The sequence below is a fragment of the Arthrobacter sp. ERGS1:01 genome (genome assembly GCF_001281315.1).
In the GTDB taxonomy this organism is placed as follows: domain Bacteria; phylum Actinomycetota; class Actinomycetes; order Actinomycetales; family Micrococcaceae; genus Specibacter.
The window spans coordinates 460197-475979 of record NZ_CP012477.1 but is presented as its reverse complement, the minus strand read 5'-3'; the positions used below and the strand labels follow the sequence as shown (position 1 = coordinate 475979).

Here is a 15783-nt window from a genome sequence, read left to right as displayed (position 1 = left end):
GCTACCCATGTGGGCGCAAACCGTGTCGGCCTTCTCCGCCGCCAACTGGCGGGAAACCGGAGCCAGGGATGGACAGGCCCGCCGACGACGACGGCATTCCCAACTTTTGGCGGATCGGTCGAGCTCCACCAAGGACCCGACCGAACTAAAACAGGTCGAATAACCCTTTTTTGCGAATTGCGATTACATCAAGAATTTCTTTGAGGCGAGTCCTTATTGAATATTTACGTGAGAAACTCTCTGACCTATTTTCCCAACGCAGTTTACATGTTGGAAACATTAAGAAACCTGCCACATGGTGTGATTGCCGATCCGGGAATGCTAATGTTTTGGACTTCGGGTCGATGACTTGTGTCCCATAGCCAAGGCGGGCCTGCCCGTCGGAGGGAAAGTCGATGCTCAGTGTCTACTCACGGTGACCGCTTCATCACTGCCCGCTCCCCGGTGGAGGGCCTAAGCCGCCGAAAGCTCTCCTTCCTGCCGGTCTTTGCGCAAGCGGTGGCCGCCGTGGCACCGGCCGGCGCCATGTCGGTGATTCCGGCGCTGATCTTCCCTGCCCTGATTTTTGGCTCCACCGGACCGAACCTGGTGCTGACGTTCGGCGCAACCATGGCCATCATGATTCTGGTTTCCCTGTGCCTGAGGCCGATGGCAAAACGCATGGCCGCCGTCAGCGGCCTGTACAGCTACACGGCCAAGGGCCTGGGCCAGCGAACGGCCATCACCGTGGGCTGGTCGGCGATCTTTGGCTACGGCCTCGTGGCCATGGCCGGCCTGCTGGTGGTGGGCACCTACATCACCCAACTGTTCTTCAACCTCGGGGTGCAGTTGGCGAATCCAAAGATTTTCACCGTGTTGGTGGTCCTGGTTGCCGCGACTGCCGCCTGTTTCCTCATGGTGCGCGGCATCCAGGTATCGGCATGGTTTACGTTGTTGATGGAGTCCATTTCCATCGCAGTCCTGACCATCCTCATGGTTGTCTACTTCGCCTTCAACACACCAACGGTGAGTGTCGCAAGCGTGTTTGCCTGGAACGGAAACTTCGACTCGTTGTGGATCGGAATAGTCGTAGCCGTAAGCGCATTTGTCGGTTTCGAAAGCCCGACGACGCTGGGAGGCGAGGCATACAAACCGTTCGTGAGCGTCCCCCGGGCCATTACCTGGACCCCCATCGTGACCGGAGTGCTGTACCTACTTGCCGTCACGGCACAGGACGTGGCCCTGCACGATGCACCGTTAAGCATTACGTCCAGCTCCACACCGTTGTCCGACCTGTTTTCCCAGACTTCCCCCGTATTCGCCGCAGTGCTTGACCTGGGTATCGCCGCATCGTTCTTCGCCTGCGCAATCGCCTCCGTCAATGCGCTTGCCCGGATATTTTTCTGCATGGGCAGGGAAGGTGTTGCACCGCGGGTGGTCGGGCGCACCCATCCCTCCTACAAGACCCCCTCGATGGCAATCATGGTGGTCATGCCGGTGATCGCCTTGGTTCCCGTTGTGGTCATCGTCTCCGGCGCCAGCGCCGAGCAGGGCCTCGTCATGCTCTTCACTTTGGGCGCCTATGGGTACCTGGGCGCCTATATCCTTGCCAGCGCTTCGCTGCCTTTCTTCCTGCGCCGGATTGGCGAGGATACCTACGCGAGTTGGATTCTGGGGGCCGCAACCTCCCTCGCCCTTGGCGCAGTCCTTTGGAAAGCTGCCACATTATCCATCGGCGATGGCCGCCCGCAGACCTTTATCTATTGTGGCGTCCTCCTGGCCAGCGTGCTCTACGCCTTGTTCCTGCGCCTCCGGCGGCCCGCGCGCCTGGCGTCGGTGGGCATCTACGACGAGACCCGGGAAATGGACCTGTTTCGTGGCGGTCCCGTCCAATGAGCTACAGGTCTGAACGTCCGGGCCCAGCACGGCATCAAACTCACTGCGGATCTTGGAGATCGTGGCCCAGTTGGGGACCGGGACTACGGCGAAGGAAATCACCGATGCGCTGAAGATGCCCCCGGCGACCGCCTACCGGATGCTCAATGCCTTGGTTGGCGACGAATACCTTGCCCGCACCTCCGACCTCCGCGGATTTGCGCTGGGCCACGCCATTTCGGGCTTGATCACGGCTGCCACCCCGCCAACAGTTCCCACGGCGGCCCGCCAGGTAGTGGAGAAGTTCCGGAGCGGGAAACGATTTGCCGTGCACCTGGTCATGTTCCGCAACGCCTCCCTGCGGGTCGGCGACGAGGATCCGGACTATCCGCTCCAATCAACCTTTGAGATGCTCCGGTATCCGCATGCCTCGGCCGCAGGGAAACTGATGCTTGCCTCGCTTGGCGATTCGGCGTCCCCTCTTCCGAGCGGGCCGTTGATGAAGCTGACACAGCACACCATCACGGACAGGCGGGCGCTGGAGGAGTCCCTCGTGGCGGTGCGGTTCAACGGCGAGGCCTCAGAGATCAACGAGTTGGAGCAAGGCTCCGCCACCCTGGCGCTTCCCGTGAGGATGCCCAATGGGTCCATCGGTGCAGCGATCTGCCTCTCCGGCCCCTCGGACCGGTTCAGCACCATCAGTGAGCATGCGGAATCGGCCCGTGAACTCTCGACACGACTGGCACCGTTCCTGTTCTGACGGGAAACGGCAAAAGGGGTCCAACGGAGCGCGGAAGCGCTCCGTTGGACCCCTTGTTGATGCATGGTCCTTAGGCGGGGACCAGTTCCAGTCGATTCTGGGCGAGTTTCGTCTGGGCGCCCCTGGTGACGGTGGAGCGGATTTGTTGGTGGGCCGGGCCCGGCTCAAGGCTGCGGAGTGTTTCACCGAAGACGTCGTCGGGGCCCAGGCGCCGCAGTTCCTCTGTCAGGCAGTCCTGGAGGGTCCGGGGTGGCAGGGAGATTCGTTGGAGGGGTTGTCCGGGCTGGGTCAGTTCGGTCACGGTCAATCCGTTGGCGCCGTGTCCGTGCCGGGCCAGGCGGATCTCTCCCGCGGCCCGGTAAAGCCGGACCCCGCGAATCCCGGAGCCGGCCGGCTGCTTGAGGATGGTCACGGGAGCACCCAGGGCCCGGTGCAGCCAGGCTGCCAGCAAGGTGGTGCTGGGTGAATCGGGGGCACCTTCAACCGTGACAGCGGTGATGGGTGAGGCGTCGAGCTGGTCCAGGATCGAGGCGAGTTGGATCCGCCAGTTCGTCAGCCGGGTCCAGGCCAGATCCGTGTCCCCGGCAGTGTAACTGCGCCGGAGTGCGGCCAGGGCTTGTTGCGGGTCCGCCTCGTTGGCCGCATCGGTGATGCGCCGGTGCGCGATCCTGCCAATGGAAATCTGCCCCGCATTGGCCGGGGCGCCGTGCGGCCACCACGCCACGATCGGGGCGTCCGGGAGCAACAACCCCGCGATGAGTGACTCGCTGGCGCCGGCCAGTTCCCCGTAGCCACGCAGCACGATCATCTCGGAGGCGCCGGCGTCACCACCGACCCGGATCTGGGCATCCAACCGGGTGGGCGCATCGGCACCGGCATCCGTGACGACGATGATGCGGCAGGGGTGTTCGCGGCTGGCTAGGTTGGCCGCCTCGATGGCTTCCTCCTCGAGCCCGTTCTTGGTGATGACCACAAGGGTCATGACCCGGCCCAGGGCATTCACGCCGCCCTGTTCCCGCAGGGAGGTGATCTTCTTGGCAATCTTCGACGTGGTAGTCGCTGACAAATCAACAATCATGGCCTTCTCCAGGTTCTTCCATCCCGGGCCAGCAGTTCATCCGCTGACGCCGGCCCCCAGCTGCCGGGTTCATAACTTTCGGGCTGCACGTTCTCGGCAGCCCAAAACTTCTCAAACGGGTCCAGGATCTTCCAGGACAGTTCCACTTCCTGGTGGCGCGGGAACAACGGCGGTTCGCCGAGCAGCACATCCAGGATGAGGCGTTCGTAGGCTTCCGGGCTCGATTCGGTGAACGCGTGCCCGTAGCCAAAGTCCATTGTGACATCGCGGACTTCCATCTGCGTGCCCGGCACCTTGGACCCAAAACGGATCGTCACACCCTCATCGGGCTGGACCCGGATCACCACGGCATTCTGACCGAAGTCATCCTCCGCATGGTCGGTGAACAACAGATTGGGTGCCCGTTTGAACACGACCGCGATCTCGGTGACCCGCCGGCCCAGCCGCTTGCCGGCCCGCAGGTAGAACGGGACCCCGGACCAGCGGCGGGTGTTGATGTCCAGGCGGATCGCGGCAAAGGTCTCCGTGGTCGAATCGGCCGGAATGCCCTCCTCCTGCAGGTAACCGAGGACCTGCTCGCCGCCCTGCCAGCCGCCGGCAAACTGGCCGCGCGCCGAATGCGTGGACAAATCCGCCGGCAGTTTCACGGCGGCGAGGACTTTTTCCTTCTCCGCACGCAGGTCCTCGGCGTTGAAGGAGATGGGCTCCTCCATGGCCGTCAGGGCCAACAACTGCAGGAGATGGTTTTGGATGACGTCACGGGCCGCGCCCACACCGTCGTAGTAACCGGCCCGACCACCGGTGCCAATGTCCTCGGCCATCGTGATCTGCACATGGTCCACATAGTTCGCGTTCCAGAGCGGTTCAAAGAACTGGTTCGCGAAGCGCAGCGCCAGGATGTTCTGGACCGTTTCCTTGCCCAGGTAGTGGTCGATCCGGAACACGGCGTCGGGCGGGAACACCGATTCGACGATGCTGTTCAACGTCCGGGCCGATTCGAGGTTGTGCCCGAACGGCTTCTCGATCACCACCCGGCGCCACTTCTCACCCTCGGCCTGGGCCAGGCCGTGCTTGGACAGTTGGCGGCAGACCAGTTCAAAGGCCTTCGGCGGGATCGAGAGGTAGAACGCATGGTTACCCTGCGTGCCCCGCTGCTCATCGAGCTCGGCCAGCATGGCGGCAAGCCGGACGAAGGCATCGTCGTCGTCGAACTCGCCCCGGACAAAACTGAGGCCCTCGGCAAGCTGGTTCCACACCGCTTCATCAAAGGGGGTCCGGCAATAGGCCTGGACAGCTTCCTTGATTTCGGCGATGAAATCTTCATTCTCCCGGTTGGCCCGGGCGAAGCCCACCACGGCAAAGCTGGGCGGCAGCAGCCCCCGATTGACGAGGTCGTACACGGCGGGCATGAGTTTCTTGCGGGCGAGGTCGCCGGTGATCCCGAAGAGGACCAGCGACGACGGGCCCGCCACCTGGGACAGCCTGCGGTCCCGGCTGTCCCGGAGCGGGTTGCGCCCGGAGGTGACGGTACTTCCGGACGTCACGCACGAATCGATGAAATGTACGGACATTGTGGCCTTCTAATTTTCGACCGGTGACGGCCCGGCGGTGCGACCGTTGACCAACGGCCGCGACAGTGTCTGCTCCCAGGTCTCGCCGAAGGGGACCGCGTCGCAGAGGGCAAGCGTGTAGCGGAGCGGATCATGACGGGTCACCAGGATGCCGGCGGACCGTTGGGCTATTGCCACCTTCCGGAGCACGGCCTCCGCATTGTCGAGCAACTCGTGCAGTTGACCAGGTTTGGTCACGACGACTTCCAAATGCTCGGTGCCTTGACTACGCATGATGAACGGCTTCCTTCCAGGGATGGGGATGCCCCTCGGGCCGGCTCCCCCAGGAGCCGGCCCGAGGGTGGCGCCCCACTGTTTTGGTGTGGGGCGCCACCCTTGGTGGGGGTTAGATGATGGCGGCGCGGAGCTGCTTGGCGGCCAGGGCCGGGTCCTGGGCGCTGTAGATGAAGCCACCGGCGACGGCGACGTCGGCACCAGCGCGCTGAACGGCTTCGATGGTGCTCAGGTTCACGCCACCGGCGACGGAGAACGGAACACGGGCCTCTTCGCCCGCGGTCAGCAGCCCGCGCAGATCGAAGCCGGGCTTGGCCTGCTCGTCCAGGCCGGCATGCATCTCGACGAACTTCGCCCCCAGGGCACGAACTTCCTTGGCCCGGGTGACCTTATCGGCCACACCAATCAAATCCACCACGACGCCCTTGTTATGGGCCTTGGCAGCCTTGACCGCCCCGGCAATCGTGGAATCATCGGCAGTACCCAGGACCGTCATCAGATCGGCGCCGGCCTTGAACGCGATATCGGCCTCCAACTCGCCCGCATCCATGGTCTTCATATCGGCGAAAACGATCTTATCCGGGTGCGCGTTCTTCACCGCGGTCACCGCGGCCAACCCGGCAGCCTTGATCAAGGGAGTACCCAATTCAATAATGTCCACGTACTCGGCAACCTGGTTCGCCAACTCGAGGGCATCTTCGACCGTCAACAGGTCCATCGCTACTTGGAGTTTCATGATCATGCTTCTTTCTCTAGGGAACTACATGGGTAAAAAAACAGGGTGGAAAACTAGGGGGTAAGTCTGGGGGTTATTCGAGGTTGGCGTGGCGGAGCCAAAGCTCCTCGGCCGGCACGTCCGTGTTGTCCCACAACGACTGGAACACCGCCTCGGTCGCCAGGAACAACACCTGCTCAAACAAGGAACCGGAGTACTGGCGGGAAAGGTTCGAGCCGTGATCGGTCTTCTGCGCCGCCGGAATGATCACCAACGCATCAGCCAGCTCGGCCAGCGGGGAGACCGGATTCGTCGTATAGGCCGCGATCCGGGCCCCGGCCTTCGCCGCGGTCTGCGCCGCCTTCACGACCCCGGCCGTGGTCCCGGACCCCGACGCCACCAGAAGAAGGTCCCCGGCACTGATGGCCGGCGTCGTGGTATCCCCGACAATATGGACCGTCAACCCCAGATGCATCAACCGCATCCCGGCCATCCGCAACACCAAACCACTCCGGCCCGCACCGGCGATAAAGACCCGCCCGTTCTGGCTCAAATGACCGGCCAGGCCCGCCACCTCATGCTCATCGATCTTCGCCGCCGTGTCCGCGATCTCATCACGAACCAGGGAAAGATTACGGACAATATCATCAGCGCTACTATGCACCGAACGCGGTGCCACTGCTACAGAACTCACAACTACATCCCTTCCTGATCGATCCACCACCCCCGACAACCGGGAACCGAATGGATACCTGCTAACTGATAACCATCCTGTCGAAACAAACGGATAGGAGTAACACTGTTTTCTGACAGTTCTGACTACACTTTAGGATTGGAGACCCGCACCACACCCACAGGCTGACCCAAAACACAGCCCCTACGAGCCCTATCTAAGGAACAACGATGTCCTTGTCAGAACTGCAGTGGCCGCTCTTGCAGGCCGTGGAAGCCTTGGCCGACGCCCCCTTGACCCAGATAGCCGACCGGTTGCGCGAAGCGATGTCGCCGGCCATGGGAAGCAGCGCACTGGTCATCTTCACCGAGGACTGCACGGGACGGCCGCAGAAAAAGGCTGGGGACGAGGAGATCATTTCCCGGGTCTCCATCGCGGAACTTGACACGGTTCGCGGCACCCTGCCGGACAATGGCCCCTGGTTCGGGGAAGCCGAGCTCGCCGGGCGGATCCGCCCGGTGCTCGCCCTGAAGCACCCGTCCAGCCGCGCCCTCCTGGTCCTCACGGATCCCCGGCCGGTCGATCCTGGGAACGACGCCGGCATGGACTTGGTGGCCTACCTGTGGCGCATCACGGCCCGGCGGATCCAGGAAAAGGTGGCCGATGCGCCGCCGTCGTACCTGTTGGAATCGCGGGCGGCCTCGGCCGAACGCGTGCGCGTGACGGCCGAGCTGACCGATCTGCACTCCACCACGCTGGAGACCCTGCTGGCCGCCCTGCGCTCGTCCTCCATGGACAATGCAGTGGCGCGAACCACCGTCACCGACCTCACCGCCAAGGCGCTCGTGGGGCTGCGCACGCTCAGTGACCGCACCACGGACCTGGTGAAGGAGCCCGTCGCCACGGCGTTCGAACGCCTGCGGGAGGACCTGCGGCCGCTCACGAGCTTCAGCGGCATCGAGGTCGAATTCATCAAGCCGCCACTGAAGGGGCGGGACTTGCCGGGCGAAGTGGCCCATGCGGCACGGGCGATCGTCCGCGGGCTGGTGCTGGTCATGATGGAACAAAACGATGTCAGCCGGATCCGGACGCAGTGGGACTGCGACGGCGAGAACCTGCTGATCAACGTGCGCGACGACGGCGGCGGCTCGCTCGCCGTCGACGCGCCCAGCATCGGCCGCCTTGACCGCCGGGTCCAGGCGCTCACCGGGCGCCTGCAGATCGACGTTATGCCGGGCTGGGGTTCGGACGTTTTTGTCACCCTTCCCCTGGACCCGCCGTCGCAGCCGGCCGGGGACGTCGAGGGCTGGAACCTTGCCGCCCGGGAGCTCGAAGTGCTCCAGCACCTGGCCGCCGGACAACGCAACCGCACCATCGCCGTGACGCTGGGCATCAGCGAGAACACCGTGAAGTTCCACGTGCGGAACCTGTTCAAGAAGCTCGACGTCGGATCGCGCACCGAGGCCATCGCCCTGGCGCACAGCCACGGCCTGCGGTGACTTCGTAGGGATTCCTGCAGCAACTTGCATTAACGGGCCGGCGCCCGCCACCTGGGTGGCGGGCGCCGGCCCTTGCCGTTTTTAGATCTGGAAGCCTTTGCCTAGAAACCCACGCGGCCGTCGTCCTCGAATTCCTCAAACGAGCCGATGAAGGACGGGTCGCTGTCCTGGACTTCGCGGGGGCGCCCGTGGCGGAGGACATAGAGCCGGTTGGCGCCAAACGCCAGGATCACGGCGCAGATCAGGTGCAGCGCCCCGCCCCACACGTCCGCCCGGATCACCAGGGCCAGGAATCCGGCAAAGGCCACCGCCCCGCCCACGGTCACCAGCAGGCGAAGGCGTTCAAAGACGCCGTAGGTGATCACGGCGGCGCCCAACACCACCCAGGGGCCGCAACCGTTGAGGAAGGGGATCAGGGCGGTCAGCAGCACGCCGGCCACGGTTCCGCCGGCAAGGTACAAATAGTTTTTGCGTTCGGCCAGCCACCAGGACGGGTGCCGCCACAGCCAGCCGGCACTGACAATGCCGGCAACCAGGGTGCCCAGGGCGAAGAATCCGGGAATGGCGCCATTGCCCCGCTGGACCATCATGCTGAGGGCGCCGGAGAACAAAAAGAGCAGCGACAAGCAAACGAGCGGGACCCAGTTGTTCCCCACATGCCGTGACTTCACCGCGCTTGCCCTTCCTTGCCCATTTTTCGCCGGGGACGCCGGCCGGACACGAAGAACCCGTGTGGAACAGCAACGGCAACCATTGCCACCCCTTACCGCTAGATTACAGCGCCCCTCCGACAGTTTTCGCCGACGCCGGGACCTCCCGGCCGAATCGTTATCCTCTCGCATCAATGTCGGAGCCGTGGGGGATGATGGAGCGGTGAACGCAATTTTGCCCGGCGACGCCATGGACCAGTTCGCGGCCCCCACCCGTGAATGGTTTTTGGGCGCGTTCGGCTCCCCCACCCCCGCCCAATCGGGTGCGTGGGACGCAATCGCCCAGGGCAGCCACTCCCTCGTGGTGGCGCCCACGGGCTCCGGGAAGACCCTCGCCGCCTTCCTCTGGGCCCTTGACGGGCTGGCCTCCGCACAGGCAGGCGCCACGCGCGGCACCGGCGTGCTGTACATTTCACCGCTGAAAGCCCTGGGCGTCGACGTCGAACGCAATCTGCGCGCGCCGCTGATCGGCATCACGCAAACCGCCGTGCGGCTGGGGCAGCAGGTGCCGGCCATCAGCGTTGGCGTGCGTTCGGGCGACACCCCGGCCAATGAGCGCCGGCGCCTGCTCAGCCACCCGCCGGACATCCTCATCACCACGCCCGAATCCTTGTTCCTGATGCTCACGTCCAAGGCGCGGGAAACCCTGGCCGGGGTGCACACGGTGATCGTCGACGAGGTCCATGCCGTGGCCGGAACCAAGCGCGGAGCCCACCTGGCCGTATCCCTGGAACGACTTGACGCGTTGCTGGAGCGGCCCGCGCAGCGGATCGGATTGTCCGCCACGGTGGAACCGCGGTCCACCGTGGCCCGGTTCCTGGGCGGCAGCGCTCCCGTCACCATCGTGGCACCGGCCAGCACCAAGAACTGGAACCTGACCGTCACCGTCCCGGTGGAGGACATGACGGCGCTGCCGGCCCTGGCCCAGGCCCACGACGTGGGACCGGCGTCCGGGCTGGCGCCCAATGCCTCGATCTGGCCGCACGTGGAGGAGAAGATCGTTGACGCAGTGCTGGCCAACAAGTCCACCATCGTCTTCGCCAATTCCCGGCGCCTGGCCGAGCGCCTCACGGGGCGGCTGAACGAGATCTATGTGGAGCGCCTCGAGCTGGCGGCCCTTGAGGCCGCGGCCGTTGAGGCCGCGGCCGTTGAGCCGGGCGCCGACGACGCCCCCACCGCTGCGGATCCGTGGCGGACTGTGGTGTTCCCGGACGGGGCCACGCCCGCGAGGGGCCCCGGCCGGGGTCGCGAGGCTGGGGAGCGGGTGGGGATGCCCGCCGAGATGATGGCGCAGGCCGGCACGACGGCCGGGGCGCCCAATGTGCTGGCCAAGGCCCACCACGGCTCCGTGTCCAAGGAACAGCGGGCCCTCATCGAGGACGACCTGAAGTCCGGACGGCTGCGGTGCGTGGTTGCCACCTCCAGCCTGGAACTGGGCATCGACATGGGTGCCGTGGACCTGGTGATCCAGGTGGAGTCCCCGCCGTCGGTGGCCAGCGGCCTGCAGCGCGTGGGCCGGGCCGGGCACCAGGTGGGAGAGATCTCCCAGGGCGTGCTGTTCCCCAAGCACCGGGCCGATCTGCTGCATTCGGCTGTGACGGTGGAGCGCATGCTGGCCGGACGCATCGAACCGCTGTTTGTGCCCGCCAACCCGCTGGACATCCTGGCCCAGCAAACCGTGGCTGCCACCGCGCTGGGGTCCATCGACGTCGACGAATGGTTTGACACGGTCCGGCGCAGCGCCCCGTTTGCCGCGCTGCCCCGCTCCGCCTACGACGCCACGCTGGACCTGCTGGCCGGGCGCTACCCCTCGGACGAGTTTGCCGAGCTGCGCCCGCGGATCATCTGGGACCGGGTGGGCGGCACCATCACGGGCCGCCCCGGCGCCCAACGCCTGGCCGTGACCTCCGGCGGCACCATCCCCGACCGCGGGCTCTTTGGGGTCTACATCGTCCCCACCGGCTCCCAGGGCTCGCAAGCTCGCTCCGGGTCCCTCGCCGGCGTGGGCCCATCCGACGACGCCGGGGCCAACAAGGGCGGGCGGCGCGTGGGCGAGCTCGACGAGGAAATGGTCTACGAATCCCGGGTGGGCGACGTCTTTGCCCTGGGAGCCACGAGCTGGAAAATCGAGGACATCACCTTTGACAGGGTGCTCGTGACCCCCGCGTTCGGCCAGTCCGGCAAGCTGCCGTTTTGGAAGGGCGATTCCCTGGGCCGGCCGGTGGATTTGGGGCGCGCACTGGGCGCGTTCATCCGCGAGGTCAGCGCCGCGCCGAGGGAGGAGGCCCTAGCCCGCTGCACGGCCACCGGTTTGGACACCTGGGCTGCCAACAACCTGCTTGGCTACCTGGACGAACAAAAGGCCGCCACATCCCAGGTGCCCGACGACAAGACGCTCATGGTGGAGCGCTTCCACGACGAATTGGGCGACTGGCGGGTGGTGCTGCACAGCCCCTTCGGCATGCCCGTCCACGCACCCTGGGCGCTGGCCGTGGCGGCCCGCCTGCACGAACGCTACGGTCTGGACGGCTCTGCCATGGCCTCCGACGACGGCATTGTGCTGCGCGTTCCCATGATGGATGACGAACCGCCCGGCGCCGAACTGTTCCTCTTTGACCCGGACGAACTGGACGGGATTGTCACCGCCGAGGTGGGCGGATCGGCGCTCTTCGCCAGCCGCTTCCGCGAATGCGCCGCCCGGGCGCTGCTGCTCCCCCGGCAGAACCCGGCCAAACGCTCCCCGCTCTGGCAGCAGCGCCAACGATCCGCCCAACTCCTGGACGTGGCCCGCAAGTACCCGCAGTTCCCGATTGTCCTCGAAACCGTGCGCGAGTGCCTGCAGGACGTCTATGACCTGCCCGCCCTGAAGGACATAGCGGCCGGCATCGAGCGGCGCGAGCTGCGGATCGTGGAGACCACCACCCAACAGCCGTCGCCCTTTGCCCGCTCGCTGCTCTTTGGCTACGTGGCGAGCTTCCTGTACGAGGGCGATTCCCCGCTGGCCGAACGCCGCGCGGCCGCCCTGTCCCTGGACCCGGCGCTGCTCGATGAGCTGCTGGGCCGCGCGGAGCTGCGCGAACTCCTGGACCCCAACGTCATCGCCACCACCGAGGCCGAGCTCCAGCGGCTGGCACCGGACCGGCGCGCCCGCGGCATGGAGGGCGTGGCCGATCTCCTGCGCCTGCTGGGCCCGCTGAGCGTTGCCGAGGTTGCCGCACGCCTGGTCCCCGAGCCGTCTGCCACAGCGGACGAGGACGGGGACAATTCCCCGCCCGTCACCCCGGACGACGCCGGGCACTTGGCTGCCGCCGCCCATCTCGAGGAACTGGTGGCCGCCAACAGGGCCCTGCGCGTCAACATGGCGGGCGGGCAGCGTTATGCGGCCGTTGAGGATGCGGCCCGGCTGCGCGACGCGCTGGGCATCCCGCTGCCCATGGGCGTTCCGCTGGCCTTCATCGAACCGGTGGCCGACCCCCTGGGCGATCTGCTGGGCCGCTATGCCCGCACCCACGGTCCCTTTACCGCCGCGGAAGCCGCGGCACGGCTGGGACTTGGCGTCGCCGTCGTACAGTCCGGGCTGGCACGGCTCGTCGCGGACAAACGAGTTTCCGAGGGCGAATTCCTGCCGGCCTCATCCCAGGCTTCGCCACATGCCGGGGTGCCCGAGTGGTGCGACGTCGAGGTGCTGCGCAGGCTGCGCCGCCGCTCGCTGGCCGTGCTGCGCGCCGAGGTGGAGCCCGTGGATGCCACCACGTTTGGGCGGTTCCTGCCGGCCTGGCAGCACGTGGGTGCGGCCTCCGGCACACCCGCCTTGCGGGGGCTCGACGGATTGTTGACGGTGGTGGACCAGCTGGCGGGCGTGCCGATTCCGGCGTCTGCCTGGGAGCCGCTGGTGCTGGCGCAGCGAGTGGCGGACTACTCCCCCGCCATGCTCGATGAACTCACGGCCACCGGCGAGGTGATCGTCTCCGGTGCCGGCGCGCTGGGCGGCACCGACGGCTGGCTGAGCCTGCACGTGGCCGAGTCGGCGGAGCTGACGCTGAACCCGCCCGCGGACTTTGAACCGACGGCGCTGGCCCGGCAGGTCCTTGCCGCGCTGGCCGGCGGAGGCGCGTACTTCTTCCACCAATTGCGCGAAATGGTCGCGGACGGCCCGGACCTGGTGCCCTCCGACGACGAGTTGACGGCGGCGCTGTGGGAACTGCTCTGGGGTGGGCGGATCAGCAATGACACCTTTGCCCCGGTGCGGGCCCTGCTGTCCGGCGGGCACTCCGCCCACAAGCAAAAACCGGCGCCGTCGCGGCTGCGCCCGGCCCGCTCCGGGCGTTACGGCAGGTTGCCGGGGCGGGCGTCAGCCGCCCAACGCGGAGCACCCCCCATGGGTGCCGGGCGGTGGAGCGCGCTGCCCGAGGCCGATACCCTCGCCGAAGGCGCCGTGACCCTGCGCAGCCATGCCCTGGCCGAGCTGTTCCTCGACCGCTTCGGCGTGGTGACGCGCGGCTCAGTCATGAACGCCGGCATCCCGGGCGGGTTCGGGCTCATGTACAAGGTGCTGGCCCGGCTGGAGGAGACCGGCAAATGCCGGCGCGGGTACTTCATTGAGCACCTGGGTGCCGCCCAATTTGCCGTTCCCGCCACGGTGGACAGGCTGCGCACCTTCAGCGAGGACGCCGCCGCCAATCCTCGCCCGCCGCAGGCCTTGGCACTGGCCGCCACGGACCCCGCCAACCCCTATGGGGCGGCGCTGGGCTGGCCGGCCCTGGATTCCGGGCATCGGCCCGGGCGCAAGGCCGGTGCCCTGGTGGTCATGGTCGACGGCGCCCTGGTCCTGTACGTGGAGCGGGGCGGGCGCACTCTGCTGTGCTTTAGCGAGGACGATGCCGCCGTTGCCCTCGCGGCCGCCGCACTCGTGGCGGTGGTGCGCCGCGGCGGCATCGACAAGCTGGCCATGGAGAAGGTCAACGGCGCCGACATCCTGGACACCCCGCTCGCCGCGGCCCTCCTGGCGGCCGGCGCCTACAGCACGCCGCGAGGGGTGCGGGTCCGTGCCTGAGGGGGACACCGTCTGGCGGGCGGCCCGCGAGCTCAACGACGCGCTGGCAGGATCCGTCCTGACGAGCTGCGATTTCCGGGTTCCCGCCTTCGCCACGGTGGACTTCACGGGCCAGGTGATGGAATCCGTCGAAAGCCGGGGCAAGCACCTGCTGATGCATGTGGACGGCCACGTCATCCACTCGCACCTGTCGATGGAAGGCCGCTGGGACGTCTATCCCCTGGCCGCCAACGGCACGGCTCCGCGCTGGCGGCGGCCGGCCCACACCGCCAGGGCGGTGCTGGGCACGGACCGGGTGGCCGCCGTGGGGTTCGCCCTGGGCCTGCTGGAAGTGTTGCGGGAAGCAGACCTTGGCACCGCCGTCGGGCATCTGGGCCCGGACCTCCTGGGACCTGGCTGGGATGCCGCGATGGCCACGGAAAGGCTGCTCGCCGATCCCGCCCGCCCCCTGGGGCTGGCCCTGTTGGACCAGCGGAACCTCGCGGGGATCGGCAATATCTACCGCAACGAACTGTGCTTCCTGGGCGGCGTGCACCCCGCGACGCCCGTCGGTTCCGTGCCCGGCCTGCCCCGGATTATCGGACTGGCCAAGCGCCTGCTGGAGGCGAACAAGGACAGGTCCGCGCGTTCCACCACGGGCGGGCCGGCACGGGGAGATGCGGCCGTGTGGGTTTACGGGCTCGCGGGCAGGCCGTGCAAGCGGTGCGGCACGCTGATCCGGCACGCGAAAATGGCCGAACCCGCCGCGCCAACGCACGCTCCGCGGGACATTTATTGGTGCCCGCGCTGCCAGCCGAGTCCGTAGCCGGCCCCGAACGTGAGTTCGACAGGCTCAATCACCAGGCTCAACCACCGAGCTCAATCACCGGCGAGCCTGCTCCGCAAGCCCGCGATAAGGGTTTCCAGGCCGAAGTTGAACGCATCCTCGCCGCGCTGCGTGGGCGGCCCGGCATAACCGAGCGCGCGGCTCAACGCCGGGAATCCCGTGGACGGCGGCGCCCAGACCACCTCGGGTGCGGCCAGGTCCAGGGCGGCGCCCAACGCGAAGCTGTCGACCATGGAGATGGCGGCCACCACGTCGGGGCCGGTGAATCCGGCCCGTTCCAGGAGCAGCGCCATGTCCTCGTACATGGCGATCACGTCCAGGTTTTGCACGGTCTGCAGCACCATCAGGGGGGCCAGGCGGGGGTGCCTGGCGAAGGCGTCCCGGTAGTTGCGCACCACGGCCCGCAGGCCGTCCGCCCAGGAGAGCTCATCCACCGGGACGGAGGGGCTCTCGGAGATGGTCCGCCCCCGCATCAGCTCAAGGATCTCCTCCCGGCCGCTGACGTGGCTGTAGATCGAGGACTGGCTGACGCCAATGCGCCGCGCCAGTTTGGGCAGGCTGAAGTCGCCGTATTCGTCCACGAGCTCAAGCGCCGCCGTGACCAGGGCATCGACGGATATCAGTGGAACCAGCGGGCGGGCCATGGGCAGTTCTCCATTCGAACGGTTGCTACGACCCTAACGAAAAATAATTCGCCAAGGGTATTGTGCGGCAGGTCACAGCCCATCATACTCTTAAACGAAAGCCTTTCGGTTACCCGTTCCCGTTCCC

The 15783-nt window shown here is 66.6% G+C and carries 12 protein-coding genes; 5 read left to right on the top strand and 7 right to left on the bottom strand.

The window, feature by feature from the left end:
- Positions 1-402: 402 nt before the first annotated feature.
- Positions 403-1875: an APC family permease gene (locus AL755_RS02215; RefSeq protein ID WP_192841598.1), complete on the top strand. Its 1473-nt coding sequence runs from the start codon at positions 403-405 to the stop codon at positions 1873-1875.
- Positions 1876-1936: 61 nt separating this feature from the next.
- Positions 1937-2614 carry an IclR family transcriptional regulator gene (locus tag AL755_RS02210; protein ID WP_237762414.1) on the top strand — a complete coding sequence of 226 codons (678 nt, stop codon included), beginning with the start codon at positions 1937-1939 and terminating at the stop codon, positions 2612-2614.
- Positions 2615-2684: 70 nt separating this feature from the next.
- Here the strand turns inward: AL755_RS02210 and AL755_RS02205 are convergent, their stop codons facing one another.
- The 5 genes from AL755_RS02205 to hxlB form a co-directional block, all read right to left on the bottom strand.
- On the bottom strand, positions 2685-3692 hold the full coding sequence (locus tag AL755_RS02205) for a glucose-6-phosphate dehydrogenase assembly protein OpcA (RefSeq protein WP_054009524.1): 1008 nt from the start codon (positions 3690-3692) through the stop codon (positions 2685-2687).
- Positions 3689-5263, bottom strand: coding sequence for a glucose-6-phosphate dehydrogenase (zwf, locus tag AL755_RS02200; RefSeq protein WP_054009523.1), 1575 nt, complete (start codon positions 5261-5263; stop codon positions 3689-3691). The genes AL755_RS02205 and zwf overlap by 4 nt, the downstream gene beginning before the upstream one ends.
- A 9-nt stretch (positions 5264-5272) precedes the next feature.
- A complete protein-coding gene (locus AL755_RS02195; protein ID WP_150116979.1) occupies positions 5273-5536 on the bottom strand; it encodes a hypothetical protein in 264 nt (87 codons plus the stop codon).
- A 112-nt stretch (positions 5537-5648) separates the two neighbouring features.
- Positions 5649-6272 carry a 3-hexulose-6-phosphate synthase gene (hxlA, locus tag AL755_RS02190; RefSeq protein ID WP_054009748.1) on the bottom strand — a complete coding sequence of 208 codons (624 nt, stop codon included), beginning with the start codon at positions 6270-6272 and terminating at the stop codon, positions 5649-5651.
- A 73-nt stretch (positions 6273-6345) separates the two neighbouring features.
- On the bottom strand, positions 6346-6945 hold the full coding sequence (gene hxlB / locus AL755_RS02185) for a 6-phospho-3-hexuloisomerase (RefSeq protein WP_054009521.1): 600 nt from the start codon (positions 6943-6945) through the stop codon (positions 6346-6348).
- A 209-nt stretch (positions 6946-7154) separates the two neighbouring features.
- Between hxlB and AL755_RS02180 the strand changes: the two genes are divergently transcribed.
- Entirely contained in the window at positions 7155-8423 is a 1269-nt protein-coding gene (locus AL755_RS02180) for a helix-turn-helix transcriptional regulator (RefSeq protein ID WP_054009520.1), read from the top strand.
- 101 nt (positions 8424-8524) lie between these two features.
- Here AL755_RS02180 and AL755_RS02175 read toward each other — a convergent pair whose 3' ends face one another.
- On the bottom strand, positions 8525-9094 hold the full coding sequence (locus AL755_RS02175) for a hypothetical protein (protein WP_192841597.1): 570 nt from the start codon (positions 9092-9094) through the stop codon (positions 8525-8527).
- Positions 9095-9323: 229 nt separating this feature from the next.
- Between AL755_RS02175 and AL755_RS02170 the strand changes: the two genes are divergently transcribed.
- Both AL755_RS02170 and AL755_RS02165 read left to right on the top strand, forming a co-directional pair.
- A complete protein-coding gene (locus AL755_RS02170; protein WP_054009747.1) occupies positions 9324-14186 on the top strand; it encodes a DNA glycosylase AlkZ-like family protein in 4863 nt (1620 codons plus the stop codon).
- Positions 14179-14991: a DNA-formamidopyrimidine glycosylase family protein gene (locus AL755_RS02165; protein ID WP_054009518.1), complete on the top strand. Its 813-nt coding sequence runs from the start codon at positions 14179-14181 to the stop codon at positions 14989-14991. The genes AL755_RS02170 and AL755_RS02165 overlap by 8 nt, the downstream gene beginning before the upstream one ends.
- Positions 14992-15044: 53 nt before the next feature.
- On the opposite strand, the gene AL755_RS02160 is transcribed toward AL755_RS02165, so the two are convergent.
- The gene (locus AL755_RS02160; RefSeq protein WP_054009517.1) at positions 15045-15656 is read right to left on the bottom strand and encodes a TetR/AcrR family transcriptional regulator; all 612 of its coding nucleotides are present in this window, start codon (positions 15654-15656) and stop codon (positions 15045-15047) included.
- Positions 15657-15783 lie beyond the last annotated feature (127 nt).